We start from the raw sequence: 23583 nt of genomic DNA, 5'->3' as shown, positions 1-23583 counted from the left end.
GCCGGCCCTAGGTGTACTAGGTCATGTGGTTGAGGCTCAGGATGTTGCCCTCGGTGTCCAGGAACCACGCGGCCGAGCTTCCGTCCGGAGTGGTGGCGATGCCGTCCTCGGTTTTTAGGCCCGGGAAATCGTATTCCTCGAAAACGACTCCCTTGGCTCGGAGTTCCGCAACGGCACCCGGAAGGTCATCGACCTGCCAGCCGATCTGCGTGTTCTTGGCCGTTCCGGCGTTGGGCGTCTGGTACAGGAGGAACCCGGTACCTCCTCCGCACTTGTACTGCAGGTTGTCCTCGGCATCCGCGTTCTCCGGTTCGAGCCCGAGCTTATCGCGGTAGAAATCCCGTGCACGGGCGATGTCCGCTGCCGGTAGCACTGCGCCGACTTGCTTGTCCTTGAGCATGGCTATTCTCTTTCCAGGCCCGCCCCCCGGAAGGAATGATACTCCTCCACGTCCCCCGCGACACGGTGCCCTTTGTCCCCGTCTGGTCAGGCGAGGGAGAGGAAAAGCTTTTCGAGCTCTTTCCGGTCCATGGTGATGTCTTCGCGGACGATGCATTGCTCAAGGCCGCTGGCGATGATCGCGAATCCGGCCCTGTCCAGAGCCTTCGAGACGGCCGCCAGCTGCGTGACGATTTCCTTGCAGTCCCCGCCCTCTTCCAGCATGCGGGTCACGGCAGCGAGCTGACCCTGGGCACGTTTGAGGCGATTGACCACGGGGGCCAGTTCAGTCGAATCGAGTTGCATGAGGTCTCCCAAGGCGTAGGTGGCTTGCCACAACCATATACCCCATGGGGTATTTTGCATACCCCCATGGGTATCTGGCATACTCGGTGGGGTATCCACCCACGACCCCTTTCGAGAGGCCCGCCATGACTTCCCCTTCCACCGCCATTTCCGCTCTCGCTCCGGGGACCTTGCGCAGCTGGGTCACGGAGCATCAGGACCTCATGATCATTGACGTCCGCTCGGCCGCTGAGTTCGAGTCCGTGCACATCCGCGGGTCATACAACGTGCCGTTGCCGCTGCTGTCCGAACACACCGATGAGCTCGCCGCCCGCCTGGGTAGCCGCGTCGTCCTCGTCTGCCAGTCGGGGGCCCGCGCTGAACAGGCGCGCCAGCGCCTCAGTGGTTCCGGCATCGATCCGGCCTACGTCCTGACCGGCGGCGTCCCCGGCTTCGCAGCGGCCGGGGGTGACGTGGTCAAAGGCAAGGACCGCTGGGACCTGGAGCGGCAGGTCCGTCTCGCCGCTGGCTCCCTGGTGGTCCTCGGCCTGGCTGGCGGCAAGTTCGTCTCCCCCAGGATCCGGACCCTTGCTGGCGTCATCGGCGCCGGCCTGACCTTCTCCGCGGCGACCAACACCTGCGCCATGGGCCGGGCCCTCTCGGCCATGCCGTGGAACAAGTCCGCCAAGGAGCCCACGCGCGAAACCGCCATCATGCAGCTGCCGGTTTTCCCGGCTGAGCAGACTCCGGCAGCATGATCGCTGCCCTGTCGCTGGGGCTCGTCGTCGGCGTCGTACTCGGTGTGGTGGGTGGCGGCGGGTCGATCATCGCCGTTCCCGCCCTGGTGTACGGCGTGGGCATGAGCCCCGCGGAGGCCATTCCCACCTCTCTGCTCGTGGTGGGCATCTCGTCCCTGGCGGCCCTGATCCCCAGGCTCCGTGAAGGCATCAACTGGCCAGTGGTCCTGATTGTCGGTGCCGCGGGCATTCCGGCCGCTTGGGCTGGAACCGCCCTGGGCCGCCTGCTTGATCCGAACATCCTGATGCTCGCCTTCGCCGTCATCATGGTGATCGCGGGGATCCGGATGCTCGCGCGGACCAGGGAAACCGACGGTTCCTGCAGCATCGGGCCCACCAGGGCCTTCCGTACCTGCGCGCCGAAGGCCGTAGGGGTCGGCCTCCTGGTTGGGTTCCTCACAGGGCTGCTGGGTGTGGGCGGAGGGTTCCTGATCACCCCGGCTCTCACACTGTTCCTGGGGCTGCGCATGAAACAGGCAGTCGGTTCCTCCCTGGCCATCATCGTGATCAATTCGGCGGCGGGCTACGGGGCCCACGCCGCAGGTTTCACTATCGAGTGGCCAATCGTCCTGGGCTTCGCGGTCCCGGCCATCCTTGGATCCCTCTTTGCTGCCCGGCTCGCCCGCCGGCTGCAGGACAAGCACATCCGGGTCTCCTTCGCGGTGCTCATCTTTGCCGTAGCGGCATGGGTCACAGCAAGCACCGTCACCGCCTGACACGCCAGCCCTCCAACCCGAAACAAAGGAGAACACCATGGGCCTCATCAGCTCCCTAAAGAAGACCTTCCGCAAGCCCTACAAGACCGTCTCAGTCGCTGGCGCCAAGGAACTCCTGGCCTCGGGGGCCACCTTGATCGACGTTCGCTCCGCCCAGGAATGGCGCTCAGGGCGGGCGCCGCAGGCCAGGCATGTCCCGCTGGAGAAGCTTCAGGCCAGCACGGCCGGGGTCCAGAAGACCAGGCCCGTGATCGCAATGTGCCAGTCCGGAGTCCGCTCCGCCTCCGCCGCCCGCCTGCTTGCGGGGAAGGGCTATGAGGCGTACTCCCTCCGCGGCGGCATGAGTGCCTGGCGTCAGGCCGGCGAGCCCGTCCGCTAACAACACCATCTGAAGACCAGAAGGAGAAGCCATGGCTGAAATCACCATCAACGAAACCGACCAGCGCCGTCCCAATGCCTGCATCCTCGATGTCCGCGAGGACTTTGAAGTGGCCGAAGGCATGATCCCCGGGGCACTGCACATCCCCATGGGGCAGCTGCAGGCACGGCTGGCAGAGCTGAACCCCGCGGTTCCGGTGATCGCCGTATGCCGTAGCGGCAACCGGTCCGCCCGCGTCGCAGAGGCACTCAACGGCGCTGGCTTCACTGCCGACACCATGGCCGGCGGCATGACCGCCTGGACCCGTGAGGGCCTCCCGACCACCTGACCTCCTGCTGACGGGCCGGGCCTTTCAACCTTTTCCATGGCCGACCCGCCACAGCGGCACCCCTAAACGCCGTGCCGAAAACCTGGCACAGCCGGCACGCAACATCAGATACCAAACTTCCCCCACTAAGGAGAGCACCAATGCTTATCGAGCGCATTTACGATGAAGACCTTGCCCAGGCCAGCTACCTGATTGGCTGCCAGGCCAAGGGTGAGGCTGTTGTTGTGGACGGCCGCCGGGACATCGCGGTCTATCAGGATCTTGCAGAGAAGAACGGCATGAAGATTGTGGCCGTCACCGAAACCCATATTCACGCCGACTACCTCTCCGGCACCCGCGAGCTGGCCGCAGCGACCGGCGCCACGATCTATATCTCCGGCGAAGGCGGCCAGGACTGGCAGTACGAGTTCGACGGCGAACGGCTCTACGACGGCGACAGGATCGCCCTTGGCAACATCACCATCCAGGCTCTGCATACCCCGGGCCACACCCCCGAGCACCTGTCCTTCCTGGTGACTGACGGCGCCTTCAGCGACCAGCCCGGCTACCTGCTCTCCGGCGACTTCGTCTTCTCCGGTGACCTGGGGCGCCCGGACCTGCTGGACGAAGCGGCCGGCGGCGTGGACACCCGGTTTGAGGGTGCCAAGCAGCTCTTCGCCAGCCTGCGGGACAAATTCCTGACCCTGCCCGACTACGTCCAGGTCCACCCGGCCCATGGCGCCGGCAGCGCCTGCGGGAAGGCCTTGGGCGCCATCCCCTCCTCCACCGTCGGTTACGAACGGCTCTACGCCTGGTGGGGCCCCTACCTAGCCGCGAACGACGAACAGGGTTTCGTCAATGAGCTCCTCGACGGCCAGCCGGACGCCCACGCCTACTTCGGCCGGATGAAGCGCGAAAACCGTGAGGGCCCCGCCGTCATGGGCGAACGCGCCCCGCTGACGGAACTCGCCACCGCCGACGTCGCCCGCGGCCTCAGCGCGGACACCGTGACGTTCGTGGACACCCGTTCCAACACCGAGGTCCACGAGGGCACCGTCACCGGGTCCCTGAACATCCCGGCCGGCAAGTCCGTGGCCAGCTTCGGCGCCTGGGTCGTGAACCCGGAAACCGACAAGAACCCGTTGGTTTTGCTGGCCCCTACGCAGGCTGCCGCGCAGGAAATGTGGGACCACTTGGTCCGCGTCGGCATCGACAACGTCGCCGGCTACCTCACCAGCTTCGAAGGCCTGCCAACGTCTACCCCGCGTCTGATCCAGCCTGCCGAGCTGGCCGGCTTTGACGCCGCCATGGTTCTGGACGTCCGCAACCGCACCGAACACGCCGCCGGGCACATCCCCGGATCCCACCAGCTCAGCGGCGGCCGCGTCATGTGGAACCTGGAACAGCTCCCCACCGCCGGCACCATCGTCTCCTACTGCCAGAGCGGCGTCCGCAACTCCGTCGCCGCCAGCGCCCTGCGCCGGGCCGGTTACGACGTCGTCGAACTCGCTGGCAGCTACGCCGGATGGGCTTCATGGCAGCAGGCACGCGAATCCGTTTCCACCAACTGATCTCGACAAAACCTGAAGTATTTGATTGACAGCGTTGGCGGCCGCCGGGACACCCGGCCGCCGCCAACGCATGTCCCAGACAACTGGAGTTCAGAGATGACGCCCGGCAACACCCCGTCATTCCAAGGCCGCGCAGTCCGGCCGGAACGCCCACGGCACACCGGCGTCGCGCTGGGCCTGCGTCAGAACCTGGCGCAGTTCATGCTCCTGGTCGCCGTTAATGCGCTTGTCGGCGGCACCCTCGGCCAGGAACGCACCGTTCTTCCGCTCCTGGCGGACCAGGTCTTCCACCTGGAGCTCTACACGTCCGCATTGACCTACATCCTGGCCTTCGGACTCGCCAAGGCCGGCACCAACTACTTGGCCGGCACCCTCTCGGACCGCTACGGCCGCAAGCCCGTCCTGGTGACCGGCTGGCTCGTCGCCGTGCCCGTGCCGCTGCTGCTGATTTTCGGACCTTCCTGGGGCTGGATTGTGGCCGCCAATGTGATCCTCGGCATCAGCCAGGGCCTGACCTGGTCCACCACCGTGGTCATGAAGATGGACCTCGTCGGTCCTTCCCGGCGGGGCCTGGCCATGGGCCTGAACGAGGCCGCGGGCTACCTCGGCGTCGCCGGAACCGCGCTGGCCACCGGCTTTATCGCCGCCAGCTACGGGCTGCGGCCCGGCCCGTTCCTGCTCGGCGCGGCCTACATCGCGTTGGGCCTGGGCCTGTCGGTCTTTGCGGTGAAGGAAACCCGCAGCCACGCCACACTGGAGGCCTCCAGCCACACGGCGGCCCATGCCGGCGCCCACGGGGAGCTGAGCAACTGGGAGATCTTTACCCTGACCAGCTTCCGGGACAAGTCCCTGTCCTCGGTCAGCCAGGCCGGCATGGTCAACAATCTCAATGACGGCCTCGCCTGGGGCCTGTTTCCGCTGCTGTTTGCCGCAGCGGGACTAAGCATCGAAAAGATCGGCATCCTCGCCGCCGTCTACCCCGCCGTCTGGGGAGCCGCGCAACTCGCCACCGGAGCCATGTCCGACCGATACGGGCGGAAATGGCTGATCGTGGGCGGCATGCTGGTCCAGGCCGCAGCGCTGGGCATGGTCGCCATCGGAACCGGCTTTGGAACCTGGCTCGCCGCGGCCATCCTGCTCGGCGCAGGAACCGCCATGGTCTATCCCACCCTGCTTGCCGCCATCGGCGACGTCGCCCACCCGCAGTGGCGGGCTCGCTCGGTGGGCATCTACCGGCTCTGGCGTGACGGTGGCTTCGCGATCGGTGCCCTGCTCTCCGGGCTCCTCGCCGATGCTTACGGCATCCCCGCAGCCATCACGGCCGTCGCCGCGCTCACCGCAGCTTCCGGCATTCTCGTAGCAATGAGGATGCGAGGCGCTGACCACAGCGCCACGGGCTGACACACCGAAGTGGGGAATTTAGGATGACGGCGTCGAAGGTTCCCGGGCGGGGAGGCCTTCGGCCTCTACCGGCCAGCCGTGGCCGGCCAAAGAATCGGAATAGCAATGCTCTGAGGCGAAAGGACGCCGGTCGTGATGTGGGGCTACGGCATGAATATGGCCTGGATGTGGATGTGGGGCATCCTCCTGCTCATCGGCATAGCGCTGCTGGTAGTGGTCGCCGTGCGCATGTTTGCCGGAGGCGGCAGTCACAGCGGGATGCAGGGACCGCAGGGGCCCTACCCCGGCCGGAGCCGGGCCCGGCAGATCCTCGATGAACGCTTTGCCCGAGGCGAACTGACGGCGGAGCAATACCGCGAGCAGCTAAAGGTTCTCGGCGAGGACCAATAGTGCGCCCAATGAGCCGCCGGAACGCGCTCCTGCTGGGAGGCCTCGGTACGGCGGCCATAGCCGCCGGCGGCGCCGGGCTCTGGTGGACGGTCAGTTCCCGTTTCGCCCCCGTCGCGGGCGGGGACTTCACCGAGCCGAAGCAGCTGCGCAGCAGCAACGGCCGGCTGCAGGTCCGGCTCGAAGCGTCCGCGGGCTCGGTGCAGCTCGGCGGCCAGCGGGCCTCGGCGCTTGGCTACAACGGCGGAGTCCCCGGCCCAACCCTGCGATTGCGGGGTGGGGACGTGCTCGCCGTCGAGCTGGTCAACAGCATGGCCGTCCCGACAAACCTGCATGTCCACGGACTCCACGTCTCACCCCAGGGCAACGGAGACAACGTTTTCAACGTTGTCGAGCCCGGGCACTCGTTCAGCTACGAGTACCGGCTCCCTGCGGACCACCCGCCCGGCGTGTACTGGTACCACCCCCATCATCACGGAATGGTCGCCGAACAGATTTTCGCGGGCCTGTTCGGTGCGATCATCGTCGAGGACGCACAGCCCGTGGATGTCAGCCGCGAGCGGGTGATGGTCGTCTCTGACATCACTCTGGACGGGTCCGGAACCGTCGCCGACGCCTCGCCCATGGACCGGATGCTCGGCCGGGAAGGTGAACTTGTCCTGGTCAACGGACAAAGCAACCCCAAACTTTCCGCCCGGTCCGGCGAGCGTGAGCGGTGGCGGATCGTGAACACCTGCGTGGCCCGCTACCTGCAGCTGCGCCTGGACGGGCAGCAGATGCAGCTCCTCGGCATGGATTCCGGCCGCTTCGCCACACCCCGGAACGCGGACAGGGTGCTGCTGGCGCCGGGCAACCGTGCAGATGTCCTGGTCACAGCTCTCGCGGGCGACGCCACGCTCGGCGCCGTCTACTACAACCGTGGCAGCATGGCCGGCATGATGGGGCCGGCGGGTCCAGCCCCCGACGGCGGCCAGGGCTCAGGAGACATCGTGCTGGCGACCCTCTCGGCGTCCGGCGCCCCGGCCGCCTCTCCTCCGCCGGTGCCGGCCCGGCCTGCGCCGCCGGACCTGAGGACCGCGGCCATTGCCGCGCACAGACAGCTGACCCTCGCCGTCGGCGGCATGGGTATGGGGATGGGAATGAGCTTCACCATCAACGGCCGTGAATTCAACGCAAACCGGACGGACACTACCGTGGCCGCGCAGACGGTGGAGGAGTGGACCCTGATCAATCCCAGTCCGATGGACCATCCTTTCCATCTGCATGTCTGGCCGATGCAGATCGTCGAGGAGCAGGGTCAAACACCGGGCCCGCCCGTCTGGCGTGACGTCGTCAACATACCCGCCAACGGACAGGTGCGGGTCCGGATCAACTTCACGGATTTCACGGGCCGCTCCGTGTACCACTGCCACATCCTGGACCACGAGGACCAAGGAATGATGGGCGTCATCGACGTCCGCTAGCCACCGGCAGCAAGTATCCCGGCCAACGCCCAGCCTGTAGCCTTAACCTGTCTAACGTCCGCCACCGTTATCCGGAGGGAGAATGCCATGGCCGCAGCGTTCGTGGACCATGCCGCTACCGCCCTTCGCCGCGGATTCCTGCTGGTGGGCCTGCTGGCCATCGTGGCTGGATTCCTCGGGATGCACATCATGACCGGAATGCATGGCGCCCATGCCACCACTGCGGTGACATCCTCCGCGGAACCCGCGGGGCCGTCCTCGCGGCCGGAGACCAACCTCGCATCCCATCCGGCTGCCCATGCCCCGCACGACCGCACAACGGCCCATGACTCCATGGCCCCGGCCGCTTCGGCCACAGCCGGTCCCGAGCCGTCGGGCAACACCAAAGCTGCTGCACCGTCGGCGTCGTGCGTATGCCAATCGAGCTGCACCGACCCCGCGTCGATGCATTCGGCCTGTGTGCCGTCGGCTGCCGTGACCTCCCTGGCCGCGCCCCCACCCGGCATGGCACCGGACTCACTGCACAACCCGGACACGCCCGGCGACGCCGCCGCCGTCCGGGCGTACTCCTATCTCCCCGCAAGTCCTTCGCCGGGCGATCTGTCCATCAGCCGGACGTAAGAACGGATCGCGCCGTGTCGTGCCCGGCGTCCCTCCTTACCCCGACACGCTCCACCCCGTTCTCCGGCGGCGCGGGCGTGTCATCCGCAGGCGTGCCACAACGCCATTTTGATGATTGAAGGACTTGACCCCATGAAGAAAACCCTGACCGTTTCTGCCACAATTTCTGCCTTCGGCATTTCCGCCGCCATTGCCCTTGCCGGCTGCGCCGGCACCTCCGGAAGCACACCCACCAGCACCATGCCGGGCATGGGCAGCGGCGGCATGGGCATGGCGTCCAGCTCAGCCCCGGCAACCGCGGACCACAACGCGGCAGACACCATGTTCACCCAGGGCATGATCCCGCACCACGCCCAGGCCGTGGAAATGAGCGACATGATGCTCAAGAAACAGGGCATGGACGCGCGGATCACCGCCCTCGCCACCAAGATCAAGGCCGCCCAGGCACCCGAAATCGAAAAGATGACGGGCTGGCTCCACACCTGGAACGAACCCACCCAGATGGCGTCCGGCCACGGCATGGGCGACGGGATGATGGGCGATGACGACCTGAAGAAGCTCGACGCCGCCCAGGGCACCGACGCGGCCAAGCTGTTCCTGGCCCAGATGATCGCCCACCACGAGGGCGCGGTGATGATGGCCAAGACCGAAACCAGCCAAGGCAAGCACCCTGACGCCATCCAGCTGAGCAAGGCGATCGTGGCTGCCCAGGAAGCTGAAATCCAAGAGATGAAGGACCTGCTGGCAGGCCTCTAGCAGCGTCCCGGCCCCGGTTCGTCTTCGAACCGGGGCCGTCAACCGGGCGGCCACGGCCGACGCAGTCAAAGCATCGGCCGACGGCGGTGCCACTTTCGCCTCGTACCTGGGCCCCGCACCGGCTGCAGCAACGGGTCGGGATGCCTGGCGGAACAAATGCATTTACACTGCTGGAATGCCTATCATTCCGGATACCAAGGACTGGACTTGGGTCCTGTCGCGGCCCTGCCCCGAGTGCGGTTACGATGCCTCCGCTGCGACCCCGGCCACCGTGCCGGGGATAGTCATCAACATGCTCCCGCGGTGGCGTGCAGCCCTCCGCCGGCCGGACGCGACGGAACGCCCCAGCGAGGCCACGTGGTCCGTCCTCGAGTATGGCTGCCACGTCCGGGACGTCTTCACGCTTTTCGATCACCGCCTGTCCCTGATGCTGTCCGAGGACGACGCCCAATTCGATGACTGGGACCAGGACAAGACGGCAATCGAGCAGGACTACGCCGGCGCCGACCCGGCCCAGGTCGGCGCCGAGCTGACGGCCGAAGGCGAGCAGATCGCCGCGTCCTTCGCGCGGGTCCCGGAAGTGGATTGGGACCGCAAGGGAACCCGGAGCAACGGCTCGGTGTTCACTGTCCTGACCTTCGCGCAGTATTTCCTGCACGACGTCGTCCACCACCTCCACGATGTGGACGGCTGACGCGAAGAACCGGCACGGGGACGGCAGTCGCGCAGGCGCCGGGCCAGCGGTTTCCTATGACGGCCCCTACGGCGCTACCGGCTGAAGCACCTTGTCCCACGCCATGCTCCGGTTGACGGCCACATAGCCCATCTTGAGGTAGAGCGCGAGGGCCCCGGTCGGGTTCTCCGAGTCGACGTCCAGTGAGGCCACGTCCATGCCCGCCGCGGCGAAGCGGCCCATGGCATCGGCCAAGAGCGCCTGCGCGATGCCCCGTCCACGGAATTCCCGCCGGACGCCGAGGAGCTCCGTGTAGCCTTCCCGGAAGCCCCGGGTCAGGGCGGCATCGGCGTCGTGGGTGGCCAGCTGGTACCCGGCCACGGTTCCGGTGGAACGGTCCAGCACGACGCCGCTGAGGTCCGGCCGGGCCTGCGGATCGTTCACCACAAAGCCCCATCCCTCCTTGTCGCGGGGTTCACTGCCCCAGTGGTCCCGGAATGCCGCGTTGTGCGCCAGCCGCACCGGTTCGTGCAACTCCGGCCCAAACGTGACGAGCTCCAGGCCGGGGTCCAGGGCGGTTTCAGGCACGGCCTGGTTCAATGGCCGGTGCATCTCGTTGTAATAGCGGACAATGCCGTAGCCGGAAGCGGCGAACAATGCGGCCTGGTGCTGGTGCTGCTGCTCCGCGAAGAGCCGCAGCCTCGGGCGCGGGACCGCGGCCCGGGCGCCGGCGGCTTCGCCGGCGTTCCCCGCCCCGCCTGTCCCGACAGTCCCGGCCCCGCCTGCGTCCTCGGCGAAGCGGTCTTTGGTCCGCTGTTCCATCCAGCCCAGCAGTCCGGTGCCGATCCCGCTCCCCTGCCAGTGAGGATCGACGCAGCCGGAGCCGTTCGCCTTGTCACCGTCGCGGTTCTTCGTGATCCGGCCGTAGGCCCGGGCAACGCCCTCCGGATCGAAGCCAATGATGGTGTTTGCCGCCACCGGGTTGTTCTTCGATTCCAGGATTTGTTCCAGATCCGCCTGGCGCTCAAACCAGACGGGTTGCTCGACGGCGGCCGTGCGGGCGATCAGCCCGGCCCACGCGTCGAGGTCGTGGCGCTCCGCGGGCCGCCATGACAGCCGGGGATCGAGTGCGGGCCGGGGGTGGAGCTCGCCGTTTCGGGTCATGGCAACAGGCTAATAGGCGGGCTACCCCCGCGCCAGCACGGCCGCCGTCGCCGGACCCTCGCCCGCGGCGGCAGCTGCGGCTGCGGCGTCCAGGTCCAGTCTGGTGTCGGCGGCGTCGACATCGTTCGGGTTGTGGGTGACCAGGACAACGGTCCGGCCGCGCAGCCCGTCGCGCAATTCGGCGAGCATGCGCCTGCCTGACTCCGCATCGAGGTGCGCCGTCGGTTCATCGAGCAGGATGACATCGGCCCCGGTCATGAGCGTGCGCGCAACGGCCAGGCGCGTACGCTCCCCGCCGCTGAGGAAAGCCCCGCCCGGGCCGATCCGGGTGTCCAGGCCGTCCTCGAGCCGGGCCAGCATCGGGCCGAGTCCGACCGCTTCGAGGGCAGCCCGCATCTGCTCGTCCCCTTTGGCCAACACGGCATCCCCGGGTCCACGCTGCGCACTGTCCGTGCCGGCTGAAGCAGGCTCCGGCCGCGCCAGGAGAAGGTTGCCCCGGATGGTCGAGTCGAACAGGTGCGCCTCCTGCGGGCACCAGGCCGCGCGTCCGCTCAGGTACAGGTGGCCGCTGGCCGCCGGCAGGAAACCCAGGATCGCGGCCAGCAGAGTCGACTTGCCGGAGCCAGAGGCGCCGGTGACGGCCAGCCAGCGCCCGGGGCCGGCCTCGGCCGTGAGCCCACTAAAGACATTTCCGCCACCCGGCCACGCGGCAGCGAGGTCCGCGAGTTCAATCCCTGGCCTGCCGCCGGGCCGCGAAGCCACATGCACCAGTCCCCCCGTTGCGGCGTCGCCGTCCGGGTCACCGTTTGCCCCCGGCTCCAGGACTCCGGCCGCGCTGATCCGCCGCATCACGGCGCGCAGCGCCGGGTACTGCCGCACGGCCGTGGTGATGGCCGCGTAGGGGTCCACCAGGGCAAGCTGCACGAGGACGACGACGGCAACAGTCTCCGGTTCGACCGCGCCGCTCAGGGCGAGCGGGGCGGCCAGCACGGCGCTGGCCAGGGCGGCTCCGGCGCAGGCCAGGACGGTCAGGGCCTGGCCGAGCCCCTCCGCCCATGCCGACCGCTGTGAGGCCGCCGTCGCGGCGCGGTCAGCCCGGCCAATCGCACCAAGCACGGGGGCGCTCACGCCGTTCGCATTCAGTTCTGCGCGGGCGTCCAGGGCGGCGGCAACGTGACGGAGCACGCCGGAACGGAGTTTTTGTTCGGTGCCGGCAGACATGCGGTCGGCGGCCAGGGCCAGGGCGGGGGCGACGACGATGCTCAGCAGCGCTGCCGCTCCCACGGCAGGCAGCGCCGCGGGAAGCAGCAGCCCGATTCCGACGACCGCGGCCGCGGCAACAGCTATGGCAGTCACGGGCGGCAGCACGACGCGGGGCAAGAGCTCGCGGATCGTGTCGACGTCGTCCACCACCGTTCCGAGTACGTTGCCGCCCTGCAGGAGCCGGCGCAGGGACAGCGCCCGGCGGCTCAGCGACTCCCAGAGCCGGCCCCGGAGCCGGGTCAGGGCGGCGAACACGGCGTCATGCAGCAGCAGCCGTTCGGAGTACCGCAGGCACGCCCGGCCGACGCCGAAAAACCTCACGCCGACGATCGCGGTGAGCAGGTACAGGATGGGCGGCTGTTCGCTGGCGCGGATGATGAGCCAGCCGGAAAGTCCTGCGAGGGCGACGGCGAACAGCGCCGCCAAAGTGCCCACGGCTCCGGCGCCGGCAAACCGGCCCCGTACCGGGGCCAGCAGGCGACGCAGCTGGGCAGGGACCGAACCGGACCAGCCGACTGCGCCGGCGTCGCTTGAGCTCACGGAACCCGCGGCCGCGGCAGGTGGGGCGCCGGTTTCCGGGCCGTCCGAGGCCAGACCCGGGGCCGGGCTAAGGCCCGGCCTTTGGCCTTGGCTCGGCGCCGCGGCGCCCACGAGGAACGGCGCCCGGGTGGCCAACGCATGCACGCCCGGGTCTGCCCCGGCGGATGCCGGCAGCGGCGGAACGGGGGCCGCAGAATCACCGCCATGGTGCCCGCTGGCGCCCGGCGCCACTGCGACGAGCGCGTCGGCAAGGTCCCGGGTCTGCCGGTCGTGCGCCACGAGCAGCACGGTGACCTGTCCACGGAGCCCGGCGAGGGCCCGGTTGACCAGTGTGGCCGATCCCCGGTCCAGATGGGCGGTGGGTTCATCCAGGAGCAGTACGCGGGCGCCGGCCTCGATTCTGGCCAGCCCGCGGGCCAGCGCAACCCGCCTCAGCTCCCCCGGGCTCAGCTCGGCCGGGTGCCTGGCGGCCAGCTGCCCCGCGCCCACGGCCGCGAGGCACCGCTGCGCTGCCGCATCGGCTTCCGCGCCCACGGCAGTGCCGGCGGCGTCGGCTTCATCGGCGGGAACGCCGAGATACAGGCGGATCTCGTCCAGCACCGTCGAGGCCACCATGACGGGGTGCTGGGGCACCCAGGCGACCTCCGCCGTCGTGAATCCTCCGAGGCGCCCGGACACGACGGTCCCCGCGCCCGTCCCGATGGTTCCCGCGAGGACTCCGAGCACTGTGCTCTTGCCGGCGCCGCTGGCCCCGGCAAGTGCCGTGATCTGGCCGGCGGCGGCGGTGAAGCTCAGCGGCCCGACGGCGGCGTCCGTGCGTCCGCCGAAGCGGACGGTCAGCCCGTCCACGGTGACGGCGGGCGGGCCGGATGCAGGACCGGGGGCCGGCACCGGAATCAGCGGCGCGGCTCCCGGGTCCGCGAGGACCGCAGTGGTTTCGGCCAGCGCTGCCCGGCCGTCGTCGCTGGCGTGGTGTGCGGTGCCGAGCTCCCGGAGCGGCAGGTAGCAGTCGGGGGCGAGGATGAGGGCAAGAAGCCCCGCCTCAAGCGCCATGTCCCCGTGGACCAGACGGACGCCGATGAACACGGCGACGACCGCCACGGAAATCGTCGAGATGAGCTCCAGGGCCAGGGCGGAGAGGAAGGCCGTGCGCAGGGTCCCCATGGTCCGGGAACGATATTCCTCGGACATGTCTTCCAGCGCCTGGCGCTGGGCGGAGGCCCGGCCCAGGCCCACGAGGACGGGCAGGCCTTTGGCGAGCTCGAGCATGTGCCCGGAGAGCCGGGCCAGTGCGGACTGGGCGTCCCGGACGCGTTCCTCGGTGTACCGCCCGATCAGGATCATGAACAGCGGCACCAGCGGCACCGTCAGCACGATCACCACCGCGCTGACCCAGTCGGCGAACAGGATGCGGGCCCCCAGCAGCAGCGGAATGGCCGCGCAGTTCACCAGCGCGGGCAGGAACTGGGTGTAGTAGTTATCCAGGGCATCCAGCCCCCGGGTGGCCAGCACGGCGAGGCCGCCGTCGGCGGGCCCGGCCGACCGTGTGCCGTTCCTCAGCGCCTGCTCCAGCAGTTGGGAGCGCAGCTCCTCCTTCACTCCGAGCGCCGCCCGGCGTGAGGCCACGGACTGTGCCCATACGGTCAATGAGCGCAGCACTGCCCCCGCGGCACCTAGAACCAGCTGGTCTGCCCAGGCGGGGTCATGCGCGGCGAGCCCGGCGAGCATCGATGCCACAGCCTGTGCCATGAGCACTAGGGAGAGCGCCTTCAGGGCGGCAATCAGTCCCAGCAGGTAGAGGGCGGAACGGGTCGCGGGGCCGGCGGGGAACGGTCTCATCAGGGAAGCTAGTCCTTCGGTGCCAGCGCTTTGGCGGCGATCGCGGGAAGGAAGCTGTGCGCCTCCGGGATGTGCGCCGCGCTCACCCGGCGCCGGAACACCCAGTACGTCCAGGCCTGGTACGCCAGGACCAGCGGCAGCCCGATGCAGGCCACGATGCTCATCAGACCCAGGGTGTAGTCCGAGGACGAGGCGTTGGAGACGGTGAGATTGAACGCGGGATTCAGCGTGGACGGCAGCACCACGGGGAAGGCGGCACCGAAGATGGACGCGCTGCCGAGCAGGAGGAATGTCCCCAGTGACATGAAGGCACGGCCTTCGGCACCCTTGCGGGCAAAATTCCACGCCAAAACTGCGGCGACGACTGCGGCGACGACGGCAGCGATGGTCCAGGCCTCGCCGCTGAGGAACTGGAGGCTCACCGCCCAGCCGGCCATGGGCAGCAGCAGCACGGGCAGCAGCCGGACGAACCAGGCCCGCGCCCGGTGGCGTACCTCGCCGTCGGTCTTCAGCGCCAGGAATCCGAGCCCGTGCAGGAGGGAGAACCCGACGACGGCGAGCCCGCCGAGCACGGCATAGCCGCTGAACCAGGCGAACGGGCCGCCCTCTCGGTCACCGTTGGCGTCCAGCGGCAGTCCCGTGGTGGTCAGGGCCAGTGCGGCGCCGACGCCGAAGGCCGCCACGAACGACCCTGCCGAGATGGCCCAGTCCCAGCGGGCGCGCCACCGGGGGTTGTCCACCTTGCCGCGGTATTCGAAGGCGACAGCGCGGAAGATGAGCGCCACGAGGACCAGCAGGAGCGGCAGGTACAGGGCGGAGAACAGCGAGGCGTACCAGAGCGGGAAGGCCGCGAAGGTGGCGCCCCCGGCGGTCAGGAGCCAGACCTCATTGCCGTCCCAGACCGGGCCGATCGTGTTGATCAGGACGCGGCGTTCCGTGTTGTCCCGGGCGAATCCCTTCATCAGCATGCCGACGCCGAGGTCGAAGCCCTCGAGAAAGAGATAGCCCGTCCACAGCACCGCGATGGCAACGAACCAGATGGTGGGTAGCAGTTCCATGCTGAGAATCCTCTGCGCTTTTTCGTGTGGGGTTGCTGGGTGGTGGGTTAGTGGGCGGGCGCCTAGTAGGCGAACGCCAGGACGTCGTCGTCGGGTTTGCCGGGACCGCCCCGGGGGGTGCCGTCTTCGTTTTCGTCAACGGGGGCGTGGGCGAGTTCCGGCATGGCCGAGGCCACGCCGCCGCGGATGTACTTGACCAGGAGCTTGACCTCCACCACCAGCAACACCGCATAGATCGAGGTCAGGACCACGAGGGAGGTCAGGATCTCTCCGGCCGAGACGCCCGGTGAGACGGCCGCGGCGGTGAACATGAAGACCTGGTCGATGCCGCTGGGGTCCGGGTTGGGGGCGACGACGAACGGCTGGCGGCCCATCTCGGTGAAGATCCAGCCCGCCGCATTGGCACCGAACGGTGCGAGGATGCCGAACACCGCCAGGCGCATCAGGCCGCGGGACGCCGGCACGGTTCCCTTGCGGGTGACCCACAGTGCCAGGAGGGCGGCCAGGGCGGCCACGCCGCCGAAGCCGATCATCATCCGGAAGCCCCAGTAGGTGACCTCCATGACGGGCACGTACTGGATTTGCTGGCCGGCGCGGTCCCCGTAGATGGGGTTGTCCGGCAGCGTCGTTCCGTACTTGGCCTGGTACTCGCCCAGCAGGCTGTTGACGCCCTTGACTTCGGTGGTGAAGTCGCCCTTGGCCAGGAAGGACAGGATGCCCGGGACCTCGATCACGGCCACGATGTCGTCGCAGTTCTTCGCGCCGACGTTGCCGACGCTGAGGGCCGAGAAGCCGGTGCCATCGTGGCAGGCTGCCTCGGCGGCGGCCATCTTCATGGGCTGCTGCTCGAACATGAGCTTGCCCTGAAGATCTCCGGTGAAGGCGGTTCCCGCGAAGGAAATCATGGCGACGACGGCGCCGATCCTCAGAGAGCGGATCCAGACGGTGTGGTCACTGCGGTCCCGGCCGAGGATGCCGGCGGCCTCGCCGGGGATCACCTTGCCGTCGGCGCCGACCGTGTCGATGCCGTCGTGGCGGCGGCGCCACAGGTGGTACCAGGCGATGCCGAGCAGGAACCCTCCGGCGACCGCGAGGGCGCCGAAGAGAGTGTGGGGCACGGCGACGAGGGCGGTGTTGTTGGTGAAGACGGCCCACGCGTCGGTCATGACGGGCCGGCCGTTGACCATTTCGACGCCGACGGGGTGCTGCATCCAACTGTTGGCCACGATGATGAAGTAGGCCGAGAAGACGGAGCCAATGACGGCGACCCAGAGGCAGGCCAGGTGGACGGCGGGCTTGAGCTGTTTCCAGCCGAAGATCCACAGGCCGAGGAAGGTTGATTCGACGAAGAAGGCCAGCAGCGCCTCCAGGGCCAGCGGAGCGCCAAAGACGTCACCGACGAAGCGGCTGTACTCGCTCCAGGCCATGCCGAACTGGAACTCCTGCACGATTCCGGTGGCCACGCCCATGATGAAGTTAATCAGGAAGAGCTTGCCCCAGAACTTGGTCATGCGCAGGTATTCCGGCTTGCCGGTGCGGTACCAGAGCGTCTGGATCACAGCCACCACCAGCCCGAGGCCGATCGTGAGCGGCACCATCATGAAGTGGTAGACCGTGGTGATTCCGAATTGCCAGCGTGCGATTTCCAAGGCGTCCAAGGCAGTCCCTACTTTTGGCTAGGTCCGAGCAACTTCTACGTGGCGTAGAAGTAATTCTTCTACAGAGTGTAGAACACATCCGCGCCTCCCCGTAACTCAGACTCCCACGGCACGTCACGGCCTGCAATGGAAGAAGGGCCCTGACCCGCCACCCCCGGCCGACGGCCCGACACGCCGGGCGGCCGTGTTTCTACTTCATGTAGAAAGAATGCGCAAAACGCGGTAAATTTGTAGACGAAGTATTCACATACACCGCTCCGGCAGGCACCAGCAGTTTCCCAGCATGACGCCGGCGCGGCAGGCATAGAAGGATGTACGCAATGGCAAGTCTCGGTGAACTGGAACGGGCAGTGATGGACCTGCTCTGGGCAGGCCAAGAAGCTGCGACAGCCAACACGTTGCGGGACCTCCTCGCACAAAGCACCCAGCCCCAGGACGGCAGCGCCGGACATGTGGGCAAGGACCTCGCGGTCACCACGGTGCTGACCGTGCTCTCGCGTCTTGAGCGGAAGGGCCTCGTGGAACGCGAACGCGGCACCCGCCCCCACCGCTACCAGGCCGTTTCGAGCCGCGCGGACCACACCGCGGAACTCATGCACGAGGTCCTCGGCTCCGCCCCGGACCGCGAAGCCGTCCTGGCCCGGTTCATTGGTTCCGTCACAGACAACGAGGCAGAAACCCTGCGCAAGCTATTGGGCCGCAGCTAGCGCCCGATGTTCTGGACCTCATATTTTCTGGCGGTCCTGGCGATAGCATTGGCGTGGCCGGTGCCTATCCTGCTCTCCCGTGCCCAGTGGCCGGCCCGCTCCCCCTTCACGGCGATGCTGCTGTGGCAGGCGATCGCCCTGGCCGGCGGCCTGTCCATGATCGGCGCCATGCTGGTCTACGGGCTCGAGCCGGTCGGGGACAACCTGCTCTCGGGCCTGCGGGCGCTGGGGGGAATGGTCTTCCACAATGCACCCACCACTGAACTGGGCTTCTGGCACATCTTTGCGCTCTCGGCCGCGGCCCTGCTGACGGCGCACCTGGTATTTACCCTGCTGCTGACCTACTACAAGATCCAGCGCCAGCGCCGGCGCCACCGCGAGCTGCTGGACCTTCTGGCCTCACCGTCCTCCGACGGCCCGGGGACCATGGTCCTGAACGTGGACTCGCCCGTGGCGTACTGCCTGCCCGGCGGCGCACGGTCTGTGACTGTTCTCTCCGACGGCCTCATGGCCGCCCTGGAACCCGATGAATTGCGCGCCGTGCTGATTCACGAGAACGCCCACCTGAGCCAGCGCCATCACCTCCTGCTGTGGGCCTTCGCCGCGTGGCGCCAGGCCCTGCCGTGGCTGCCCACCACCCGGCTGGCGCAGGAGTCGGTCAACTCCTTGATCGAGATGCTGGCCGACGACGTTGCGCTCAAGACGGAGAGCAAGGCGACCCTGATCAGGGCGATTGCCATTGTGGCCAGCGGGTCCCCGGCCACCCCGGCGGTGCGCATGGCATTCGGCGAGCCTCGCCTGTCCGACGCCGACCCCAGCCAGCCCGGCGCCACCGGAGGCAGTGGCTCGGCGGGCACGACGGCGTCCCGCGTCAGCCGCCTGCTCTCGCCGCAGCCGCCGCTGTCGGAACCGCTGCGCGCCGCCGTCCTGGCCTGCTGCGTGCTCCTGCTGGCCGTGCCGACGGCCCTGTTGCTGGTCCCCGGCCTGCTCGGCTAAGGCCGGTCCCCCGCCGACCTGGTCCGCGCGGAACCTGATCTTCCCGCCGAGACGCCGGCCGCCCCGCCACAGGAGCGGCGGGGCGGCCGGTTTCGCGCCAGGTTAGCCATCTGCGCCGCTATTTCAGCAGCTTGCTGGCCTTGAATTGGAGGTCGACGTTGCCGGACCCGTTGCCCTTGGACGTTCCATTGATCGCCGAGGTGGTCATGGCGAAGGTCAGTGTCGAGTGGGCGATCGCGTCGGCCATTTGCTCCAGCACAGTGGTATTGACGTTGCCGATGGTGTCGCAGGCCTGGTGGTAGCAGGCGTCATGCGCCACGTTCGGTGTCCCGCCGAAGACCGCCGCCTCCTCCGCCGTCTTGAGGTCTTCCGCGCCGGTGAACAGGCCACCCGCCGGAATCCCGTTGTTGATGAACCCGGAGTAGTCCGAGCGCCCGTCGAACTGCGTAGGGGCAGTAGGCAGGTTCTGGGACTTGAAGTAGTCCAGGAAGACCTTCTCGACGAGTCCGGAGCCGTTGGGGCCCTTCGTACCGAAGGAGGAGCCGTCGCCGTCGTAGACGAACCGCACAAAGTTCGGCGAGCCGACCATGTCGAAGTTGAGGTTGACCGCGTGGGCCTTGATCTGGCTCGCCGTCAGCTGGGAGGTGTAGAAGTCGGAGCCGACAAGTCCGGGCTCCTCCCCTCCCCAGAAGGCGAAGCGGACCCTGTTCACGGGGGTCTGCCCCGACGCCTTCAGCTGGATCGCCGTCTCGAGGATGGCGGCTGTTCCGGTGCCGTTGTCGTTGATGCCCGGCCCTTCCGGCACGGAATCCAGATGCGCCCCCACCAGGACGGTGCGGTCCGCCCGTCCGCCGGTGTCGGCCAGGATGTTGAACGAGGTCAGCTTGGTGACGGTGGAGCTCACGGCGAGGTGCATGCTGACACCGGTCAGCCCGGCGAGTTCGGCGCCGGTGGCGAAGCTGGTGCTGACCACCGGGATACCTGCCTGAGGCGCGTCCAGCGTGCCGCCGAAGAGGGCAAAGCGCTCGTCCGTCGGGTCGTCGTTGCCCTGGTTGAAGATGATGACGCCGGCCGCCCCGGCCGCGGCGGCGTTGTCCGCCTTGATCCGGAAGGTGCAGGTGCCGCGCTGGAGCAGGGCGATGTTGCCCGCCGTGAACCCGCCGAAGTCGGCTGCCTCGCAGCCGCTGGTGGAGGCCCGGTCGCCGGCCAGGTTGATGTCGACGGCGCTCAGCGGGGCCGTGACGTCGCCGGAACCGGAATAATTCATATCGAGGAAGCCGTCCGGGGCGTTATAGGCGTAGGTTCGTGGGGATGGCGAGAGACGCTCCATCGACGCCGAGACGGTGTCGTAGAGCTCGTAGGGGAAGGTTTGGCGGACCGGGGTGTAGCCGGCGGCCCGCAACTTGCCCTCGATGTACCGGGCGGAGGCTTCGTAGCCCGGCGTGCTGGCAGCGCGGGTGCCGCCGTTGGCGCCCGCAACGGCTTGGAGGGCCGCGAGGTGCTTCATGATGTTCGTGGCCGACACGGTGGCACGCAGGGGTGCCGTGTTTGTTCCGTTGTCAGCGAGTGCGGGCGGCGCAAAAGTGGCCGCCAATCCGATCGAGGCGGCGATGGCCGCGCGGCGGATATTCCGGCGTTGCTTCATAGGGTTCTCCTGGATTCGGCTGCGGAATCCATTCCGGGCGTCCTTGCCCGCATGGGTGAGATGAAGCTATCGGAAGCACCTTGGGCAAAGGTTGGGAGAACCGGGCGCGCCGGCAAAGCCGCCGCGACGGCAGGGACGTCCGTCGCTGGCCCGTCCCGCCGGACACGTCCCGCCGGCGGGGCGTCAGGCGTCGATGCGCTCCCGGTCCAGGTTGGCGGCGCCTGCAATGATGAAGTCCTTGCGGGGCGCCACGTCCGAGCCCATCAGCAGGTCGAAAGTCTCTTCGGCCTGCTTGGCGTTCTCGATCCCGACCTTGCGGAGCGTCCGGTGGCGCGGGTCCATGGTGGTTTCGGCCAGCTGCTCGGCATCCATTTCGCCCAGGCCCTTGTACCGCTGGATCGGCTCCTTGTAGCGCTTGCCCTCCTTGGCGAGCCGCGCCAGCAGGACGTGGAGCTCAGCCTCGGAGTAGGTGTAGATCATCTCGTTGGCCTTCTGGCCGGCGTTGACAACCTCCACACGGTGCAGCGGCGGGACGGCGGCGAAGACGCGGCCCTCGTCGATCATCGGGCGCATGTAGCGGAAGAAGAGCGTTAGAAGCAGGGTCCGGATGTGGGCGCCGTCGACGTCGGCGTCGGTCATCAGGATGACTTTGCCGTACCGGGCGGCGCCGATGTCGAACGTCCGGCCGGAACCGGCCCCCACCACCTGGATCAGCGCCGCGCACTCGGCGTTGGAGAGCATGTCCCCCACCGAGGCCTTCTGGACGTTGAGGATTTTGCCGCGGATCGGCAGCAGTGCCTGGAAATCGGAGGACCTCGCCAGTTTGGCGGTGCCGAGCGCGGAGTCACCTTCGACGATGAACAGTTCGGAGCGTCCGACGTCGTCGGTGCGGCAGTCGGCGAGCTTGGTGGGCATGGAGGAGGTCTCCAGCGCATTCTTGCGGCGCTGGGTTTCCTTGTGGACCCGCGCCGAGATGCGGGACTTCATCTCGCTGACGATCTTTTCCAGCAGCAGCGCGGACTGGGCCTTGTCGTTGCGGTTCGCGGAGGTCAGCTTCGCGGTGATCTCCTGTTCCACCACCTTGGCCACAATGGCCCGCACGGCCGAGGTGCCCAGGATTTCCTTGGTCTGGCCCTCGAACTGCGGTTCGGCCAGCCGGACGGTCAGGACCGCGGTCAGGCCGGCGAAGATGTCGTCTTTTTCGATCTTGTCGTTGCCGGCCTTGAGCTTGCGGGCATTGGTCTCCACGGCCTTGCGGAAGGTCTTGAGCAGGGCCTGTTCGAAACCGGACTGGTGGGTGCCGCCCTTGGGCGTGGAAATGATGTTGACGAAGGTGCGGACCGTGCTGTCGTAGCCGATCCCCCAGCGCAGCGCGACGTCGACCTCACAGTCGCGCTCGACTTCCGCGAGCTGGCTGTGGCCCTTTTCGTCGAGGACGGGGACTGTTTCCTTGAATTTCCCGGCACCGTGGAGGCGCCAGATATCCGTGACGGCGGGGTCGGCGGCGAGGAAGTCGACAAATTCGGAGATGCCGCCGTCGTGGTGGAAGACCTCCTCATGCGGGCCGGATTCGCCGGGCGTGCCGGCAATCCTGCGTTCATCCCGGACCGTGAGCTTCAGTCCGGGGACCAGGAACGAGGTCTGGCGGGCACGCGCGGCGAGGTCATCGTAGGAAAATTTGGCGTCGGGGGTGAAGATTTGCCGGTCCGCCCAGTAGCGGATCCGGGTTCCGGTCACGCCGCGCTTGGCTTTCCCCACGACGTCGAGCACAGAACCGTCGATGAAGGGTTCGAAGAGGGTCGCGGGATCCGGCTTGGTGCCCGGATCCTTGAACCGGCCCGGCTCCCCGCGGCGGAAGGACATCTTGTATGTCTTGCCGCCGCGGTCGACTTCGACGTCGAGGCGGGCCGAGAGCGCGTTGACCACCGAGGCGCCAACGCCGTGCAGGCCGCCGGAGGCGGTGTAGGAGCCGCCGCCAAACTTTCCGCCGGCGTGCAGTTTCGTGAACACGACCTCGACGCCGGTCAACCCGGTTTTCGGTTCGACGTCCACGGGGATGCCGCGGCCGTCGTCGTGGATCTCGACCGAGTTGTCCGCGTGGAGGATGATTTTGATGTCGTGGCCGAAGCCGGCGAGGGCCTCGTCGACGGAGTTGTCGATGATTTCCCAGAGGCAGTGCATGAGTCCGCGGGAGTCCGTGGAGCCGATGTACATGCCCGGGCGCTTACGGACGGCCTCGAGGCCCTCCAGCACGGAGAGGTGCCGGGCGGTGTAATCAGAACTGGGTGCCACGGGTCGTGAACTCCTTACAGGATCGGGACGGCCACCGCAGCGTGCGCAGGCGGCAGTCACAGAATTTGACGCTCTTCCTAGGTTAGTCGGACTCCGGGTGATCCACTGTTTGCCACTCCCCGCAGGGACTCTCCGGCCCCTCGCCGTTACTGAGACGTGATACGCGGACAGCGAAAGTAGGCCATCCGTGCCATGGTTTGGCCCCGAATGCTGGTTATATAGGTATACCGATCTACTAAGGAGGCCGAACATGACAACAGCAGTTGCGGACCGCACACTGACCGCCGCAGACCGGTGCGATCGTTGCGGAGCACAGGCATATGTCCGAGTTGTTCTCGGTGCCTCCGGCGGTGAGCTTCTTTTCTGCGGCCACCACGCACGCGCCGTAGAACCGACACTCAAGCCGCTCAGTTCAGACTGGCATGATGAGACTGACCGCCTTCACCAGAAGGCCCCGGTTCCGGTCGACTAGACCGCACCAGTTTCGGCCCGGCATCCCACAGGGTTCCGGGCGATCTGGGACCACTGCATCAGGGCCCCTCCATACCGGAGGGGCCCTGATTCGTTAAGTGCCATTTCGTCAGGTGCCGGTTCGGTTAAGTGCCGTGCACCCGGCTGCGGCGGCAA

Annotated in this window: 22 protein-coding genes; 14 read left to right on the top strand and 8 right to left on the bottom strand. The window is 67.8% G+C overall.

What is annotated here, in order from left to right; all coding sequences use genetic code 11:
- Window positions 1–16: 16 nt before the first annotated feature.
- Together ABH915_RS09040 and ABH915_RS09035 are read right to left on the bottom strand one after the other, a co-directional pair.
- Entirely contained in the window at window positions 17–400 is a 384-nt protein-coding gene (locus ABH915_RS09040; RefSeq protein WP_018772409.1) for a VOC family protein, read from the bottom strand.
- Window positions 401–486: 86 nt separating this feature from the next.
- Window positions 487–744: a metal-sensitive transcriptional regulator gene (locus ABH915_RS09035; protein ID WP_026537018.1), complete on the bottom strand. Its 258-nt coding sequence runs from the start codon at window positions 742–744 to the stop codon at window positions 487–489.
- A gap of 125 nt (window positions 745–869) precedes the next feature.
- On the opposite strand from ABH915_RS09035, the gene ABH915_RS09030 reads away from it, so the two are divergent.
- From ABH915_RS09030 to ABH915_RS08980, 11 genes are all read left to right on the top strand, one after another.
- On the top strand, window positions 870–1481 hold the full coding sequence (locus tag ABH915_RS09030) for a rhodanese-like domain-containing protein (RefSeq protein WP_370120098.1): 612 nt from the start codon (window positions 870–872) through the stop codon (window positions 1479–1481).
- The gene (locus tag ABH915_RS09025) at window positions 1478–2236 is read left to right on the top strand and encodes a sulfite exporter TauE/SafE family protein (RefSeq protein ID WP_370120096.1); all 759 of its coding nucleotides are present in this window, start codon (window positions 1478–1480) and stop codon (window positions 2234–2236) included. The genes ABH915_RS09030 and ABH915_RS09025 overlap by 4 nt, the downstream gene beginning before the upstream one ends.
- 37 nt (window positions 2237–2273) lie before the next feature.
- Window positions 2274–2615 carry a rhodanese-like domain-containing protein gene (locus ABH915_RS09020; RefSeq protein ID WP_370120093.1) on the top strand — a complete coding sequence of 114 codons (342 nt, stop codon included), beginning with the start codon at window positions 2274–2276 and terminating at the stop codon, window positions 2613–2615.
- A 31-nt stretch (window positions 2616–2646) separates the two neighbouring features.
- Window positions 2647–2943, top strand: a complete 297-nt coding sequence (locus ABH915_RS09015; RefSeq protein WP_370120090.1) for a rhodanese-like domain-containing protein — start codon at window positions 2647–2649, stop codon at window positions 2941–2943.
- 140 nt (window positions 2944–3083) lie between these two features.
- The gene (locus ABH915_RS09010) at window positions 3084–4493 is read left to right on the top strand and encodes a rhodanese-like domain-containing protein (RefSeq protein ID WP_370120087.1); all 1410 of its coding nucleotides are present in this window, start codon (window positions 3084–3086) and stop codon (window positions 4491–4493) included.
- A gap of 96 nt (window positions 4494–4589) precedes the next feature.
- Entirely contained in the window at window positions 4590–5894 is a 1305-nt protein-coding gene (locus tag ABH915_RS09005; RefSeq protein WP_370120085.1) for an MFS transporter, read from the top strand.
- Window positions 5895–6026: 132 nt separating this feature from the next.
- Window positions 6027–6284, top strand: a complete 258-nt coding sequence (locus ABH915_RS09000; protein ID WP_370120083.1) for an SHOCT domain-containing protein — start codon at window positions 6027–6029, stop codon at window positions 6282–6284.
- Between the two features lie 8 nt (window positions 6285–6292).
- Window positions 6293–7744, top strand: a complete 1452-nt coding sequence (locus ABH915_RS08995) for a multicopper oxidase family protein (protein WP_370120080.1) — start codon at window positions 6293–6295, stop codon at window positions 7742–7744.
- A gap of 87 nt (window positions 7745–7831) precedes the next feature.
- Window positions 7832–8365 (top strand): hypothetical protein, encoded by a 534-nt coding sequence (locus ABH915_RS08990; RefSeq protein WP_370120077.1) that lies wholly within the window; start codon window positions 7832–7834, stop codon window positions 8363–8365.
- 132 nt (window positions 8366–8497) lie between these two features.
- Window positions 8498–9121, top strand: coding sequence for a DUF305 domain-containing protein (locus ABH915_RS08985; protein ID WP_370120074.1), 624 nt, complete (start codon window positions 8498–8500; stop codon window positions 9119–9121).
- Between the two features lie 175 nt (window positions 9122–9296).
- Window positions 9297–9815, top strand: a complete 519-nt coding sequence (locus tag ABH915_RS08980) for a DinB family protein (RefSeq protein ID WP_370120071.1) — start codon at window positions 9297–9299, stop codon at window positions 9813–9815.
- A 66-nt stretch (window positions 9816–9881) separates the two neighbouring features.
- On the opposite strand, the gene ABH915_RS08975 is transcribed toward ABH915_RS08980, so the two are convergent.
- The 4 genes from ABH915_RS08975 to ABH915_RS08960 all read right to left on the bottom strand — a co-directional run bounded on the left by ABH915_RS08975 (window position 9882) and on the right by ABH915_RS08960 (window position 17316).
- Window positions 9882–10958 (bottom strand): GNAT family N-acetyltransferase, encoded by a 1077-nt coding sequence (locus ABH915_RS08975; protein WP_370120068.1) that lies wholly within the window; start codon window positions 10956–10958, stop codon window positions 9882–9884.
- Window positions 10959–10979: 21 nt separating this feature from the next.
- Window positions 10980–14600: a thiol reductant ABC exporter subunit CydD gene (cydD, locus tag ABH915_RS08970; protein ID WP_370120065.1), complete on the bottom strand. Its 3621-nt coding sequence runs from the start codon at window positions 14598–14600 to the stop codon at window positions 10980–10982.
- An 8-nt stretch (window positions 14601–14608) separates the two neighbouring features.
- The gene (gene cydB / locus ABH915_RS08965) at window positions 14609–15658 is read right to left on the bottom strand and encodes a cytochrome d ubiquinol oxidase subunit II (RefSeq protein ID WP_018772402.1); all 1050 of its coding nucleotides are present in this window, start codon (window positions 15656–15658) and stop codon (window positions 14609–14611) included.
- 62 nt (window positions 15659–15720) lie between these two features.
- Window positions 15721–17316, bottom strand: a complete 1596-nt coding sequence (locus ABH915_RS08960) for a cytochrome ubiquinol oxidase subunit I (protein ID WP_370120062.1) — start codon at window positions 17314–17316, stop codon at window positions 15721–15723.
- 320 nt (window positions 17317–17636) lie between these two features.
- On the opposite strand from ABH915_RS08960, the gene ABH915_RS08955 reads away from it, so the two are divergent.
- The gene (locus tag ABH915_RS08955) at window positions 17637–18023 is read left to right on the top strand and encodes a BlaI/MecI/CopY family transcriptional regulator (RefSeq protein WP_018772400.1); all 387 of its coding nucleotides are present in this window, start codon (window positions 17637–17639) and stop codon (window positions 18021–18023) included.
- Between the two features lie 6 nt (window positions 18024–18029).
- Entirely contained in the window at window positions 18030–19019 is a 990-nt protein-coding gene (locus tag ABH915_RS08950) for a M56 family metallopeptidase (protein ID WP_370120059.1), read from the top strand.
- Between the two features lie 118 nt (window positions 19020–19137).
- On the opposite strand, the gene ABH915_RS08945 is transcribed toward ABH915_RS08950, so the two are convergent.
- Complete coding sequence (locus ABH915_RS08945; protein ID WP_370120056.1) at window positions 19138–20664, bottom strand: M20/M25/M40 family metallo-hydrolase; 1527 nt, start codon at window positions 20662–20664, stop codon at window positions 19138–19140.
- Window positions 20665–20847: 183 nt separating this feature from the next.
- Entirely contained in the window at window positions 20848–22956 is a 2109-nt protein-coding gene (locus ABH915_RS08940; RefSeq protein WP_370120054.1) for a type IIA DNA topoisomerase subunit B, read from the bottom strand.
- 250 nt (window positions 22957–23206) lie between these two features.
- Between ABH915_RS08940 and ABH915_RS08935 the strand changes: the two genes are divergently transcribed.
- Window positions 23207–23428, top strand: coding sequence for a hypothetical protein (locus tag ABH915_RS08935; RefSeq protein WP_026266251.1), 222 nt, complete (start codon window positions 23207–23209; stop codon window positions 23426–23428).
- Window positions 23429–23583: the final 155 nt, after the last annotated feature.

The organism is Arthrobacter sp. MW3 TE3886, assembly GCF_041262145.1.
In the GTDB taxonomy this organism is placed as follows: Bacteria; Actinomycetota; Actinomycetes; order Actinomycetales; family Micrococcaceae; genus Arthrobacter.
Note: the sequence above shows the minus strand (reverse complement) of the source record. Positions and strands in the feature narration are given on the sequence as shown.

What these genes read in the sequence shown, in the direction of transcription:
- ABH915_RS09040 (WP_018772409.1), bottom strand. Translation starts at nt 400, where the DNA reads ATGCTCAAGGACAAGCAAGTCGGCGCAGTGCTACCGGCAGCGGACATC.
- ABH915_RS09035 (WP_026537018.1), bottom strand. Translation starts at nt 744, where the DNA reads ATGCAACTCGATTCGACTGAACTGGCCCCCGTGGTCAATCGCCTCAAA.
- ABH915_RS09030 (WP_370120098.1), top strand. Translation starts at nt 870, where the DNA reads ATGACTTCCCCTTCCACCGCCATTTCCGCTCTCGCTCCGGGGACCTTG.
- ABH915_RS09025 (WP_370120096.1), top strand. Translation starts at nt 1,478, where the DNA reads ATGATCGCTGCCCTGTCGCTGGGGCTCGTCGTCGGCGTCGTACTCGGT.
- ABH915_RS09020 (WP_370120093.1), top strand. Translation starts at nt 2,274, where the DNA reads ATGGGCCTCATCAGCTCCCTAAAGAAGACCTTCCGCAAGCCCTACAAG.
- ABH915_RS09015 (WP_370120090.1), top strand. Translation starts at nt 2,647, where the DNA reads ATGGCTGAAATCACCATCAACGAAACCGACCAGCGCCGTCCCAATGCC.
- ABH915_RS09010 (WP_370120087.1), top strand. Translation starts at nt 3,084, where the DNA reads ATGCTTATCGAGCGCATTTACGATGAAGACCTTGCCCAGGCCAGCTAC.
- ABH915_RS09005 (WP_370120085.1), top strand. Translation starts at nt 4,590, where the DNA reads ATGACGCCCGGCAACACCCCGTCATTCCAAGGCCGCGCAGTCCGGCCG.
- ABH915_RS08995 (WP_370120080.1), top strand. Translation starts at nt 6,293, where the DNA reads ATGAGCCGCCGGAACGCGCTCCTGCTGGGAGGCCTCGGTACGGCGGCC.
- ABH915_RS08990 (WP_370120077.1), top strand. Translation starts at nt 7,832, where the DNA reads ATGGCCGCAGCGTTCGTGGACCATGCCGCTACCGCCCTTCGCCGCGGA.
- ABH915_RS08985 (WP_370120074.1), top strand. Translation starts at nt 8,498, where the DNA reads ATGAAGAAAACCCTGACCGTTTCTGCCACAATTTCTGCCTTCGGCATT.
- ABH915_RS08980 (WP_370120071.1), top strand. Translation starts at nt 9,297, where the DNA reads ATGCCTATCATTCCGGATACCAAGGACTGGACTTGGGTCCTGTCGCGG.
- ABH915_RS08975 (WP_370120068.1), bottom strand. Translation starts at nt 10,958, where the DNA reads ATGACCCGAAACGGCGAGCTCCACCCCCGGCCCGCACTCGATCCCCGG.
- cydD (WP_370120065.1), bottom strand. Translation starts at nt 14,600, where the DNA reads ATGAGACCGTTCCCCGCCGGCCCCGCGACCCGTTCCGCCCTCTACCTG.
- cydB (WP_018772402.1), bottom strand. Translation starts at nt 15,658, where the DNA reads ATGGAACTGCTACCCACCATCTGGTTCGTTGCCATCGCGGTGCTGTGG.
- ABH915_RS08955 (WP_018772400.1), top strand. Translation starts at nt 17,637, where the DNA reads ATGGCAAGTCTCGGTGAACTGGAACGGGCAGTGATGGACCTGCTCTGG.
- ABH915_RS08950 (WP_370120059.1), top strand. Translation starts at nt 18,030, where the DNA reads ATGTTCTGGACCTCATATTTTCTGGCGGTCCTGGCGATAGCATTGGCG.
- ABH915_RS08945 (WP_370120056.1), bottom strand. Translation starts at nt 20,664, where the DNA reads ATGAAGCAACGCCGGAATATCCGCCGCGCGGCCATCGCCGCCTCGATC.
- ABH915_RS08935 (WP_026266251.1), top strand. Translation starts at nt 23,207, where the DNA reads ATGACAACAGCAGTTGCGGACCGCACACTGACCGCCGCAGACCGGTGC.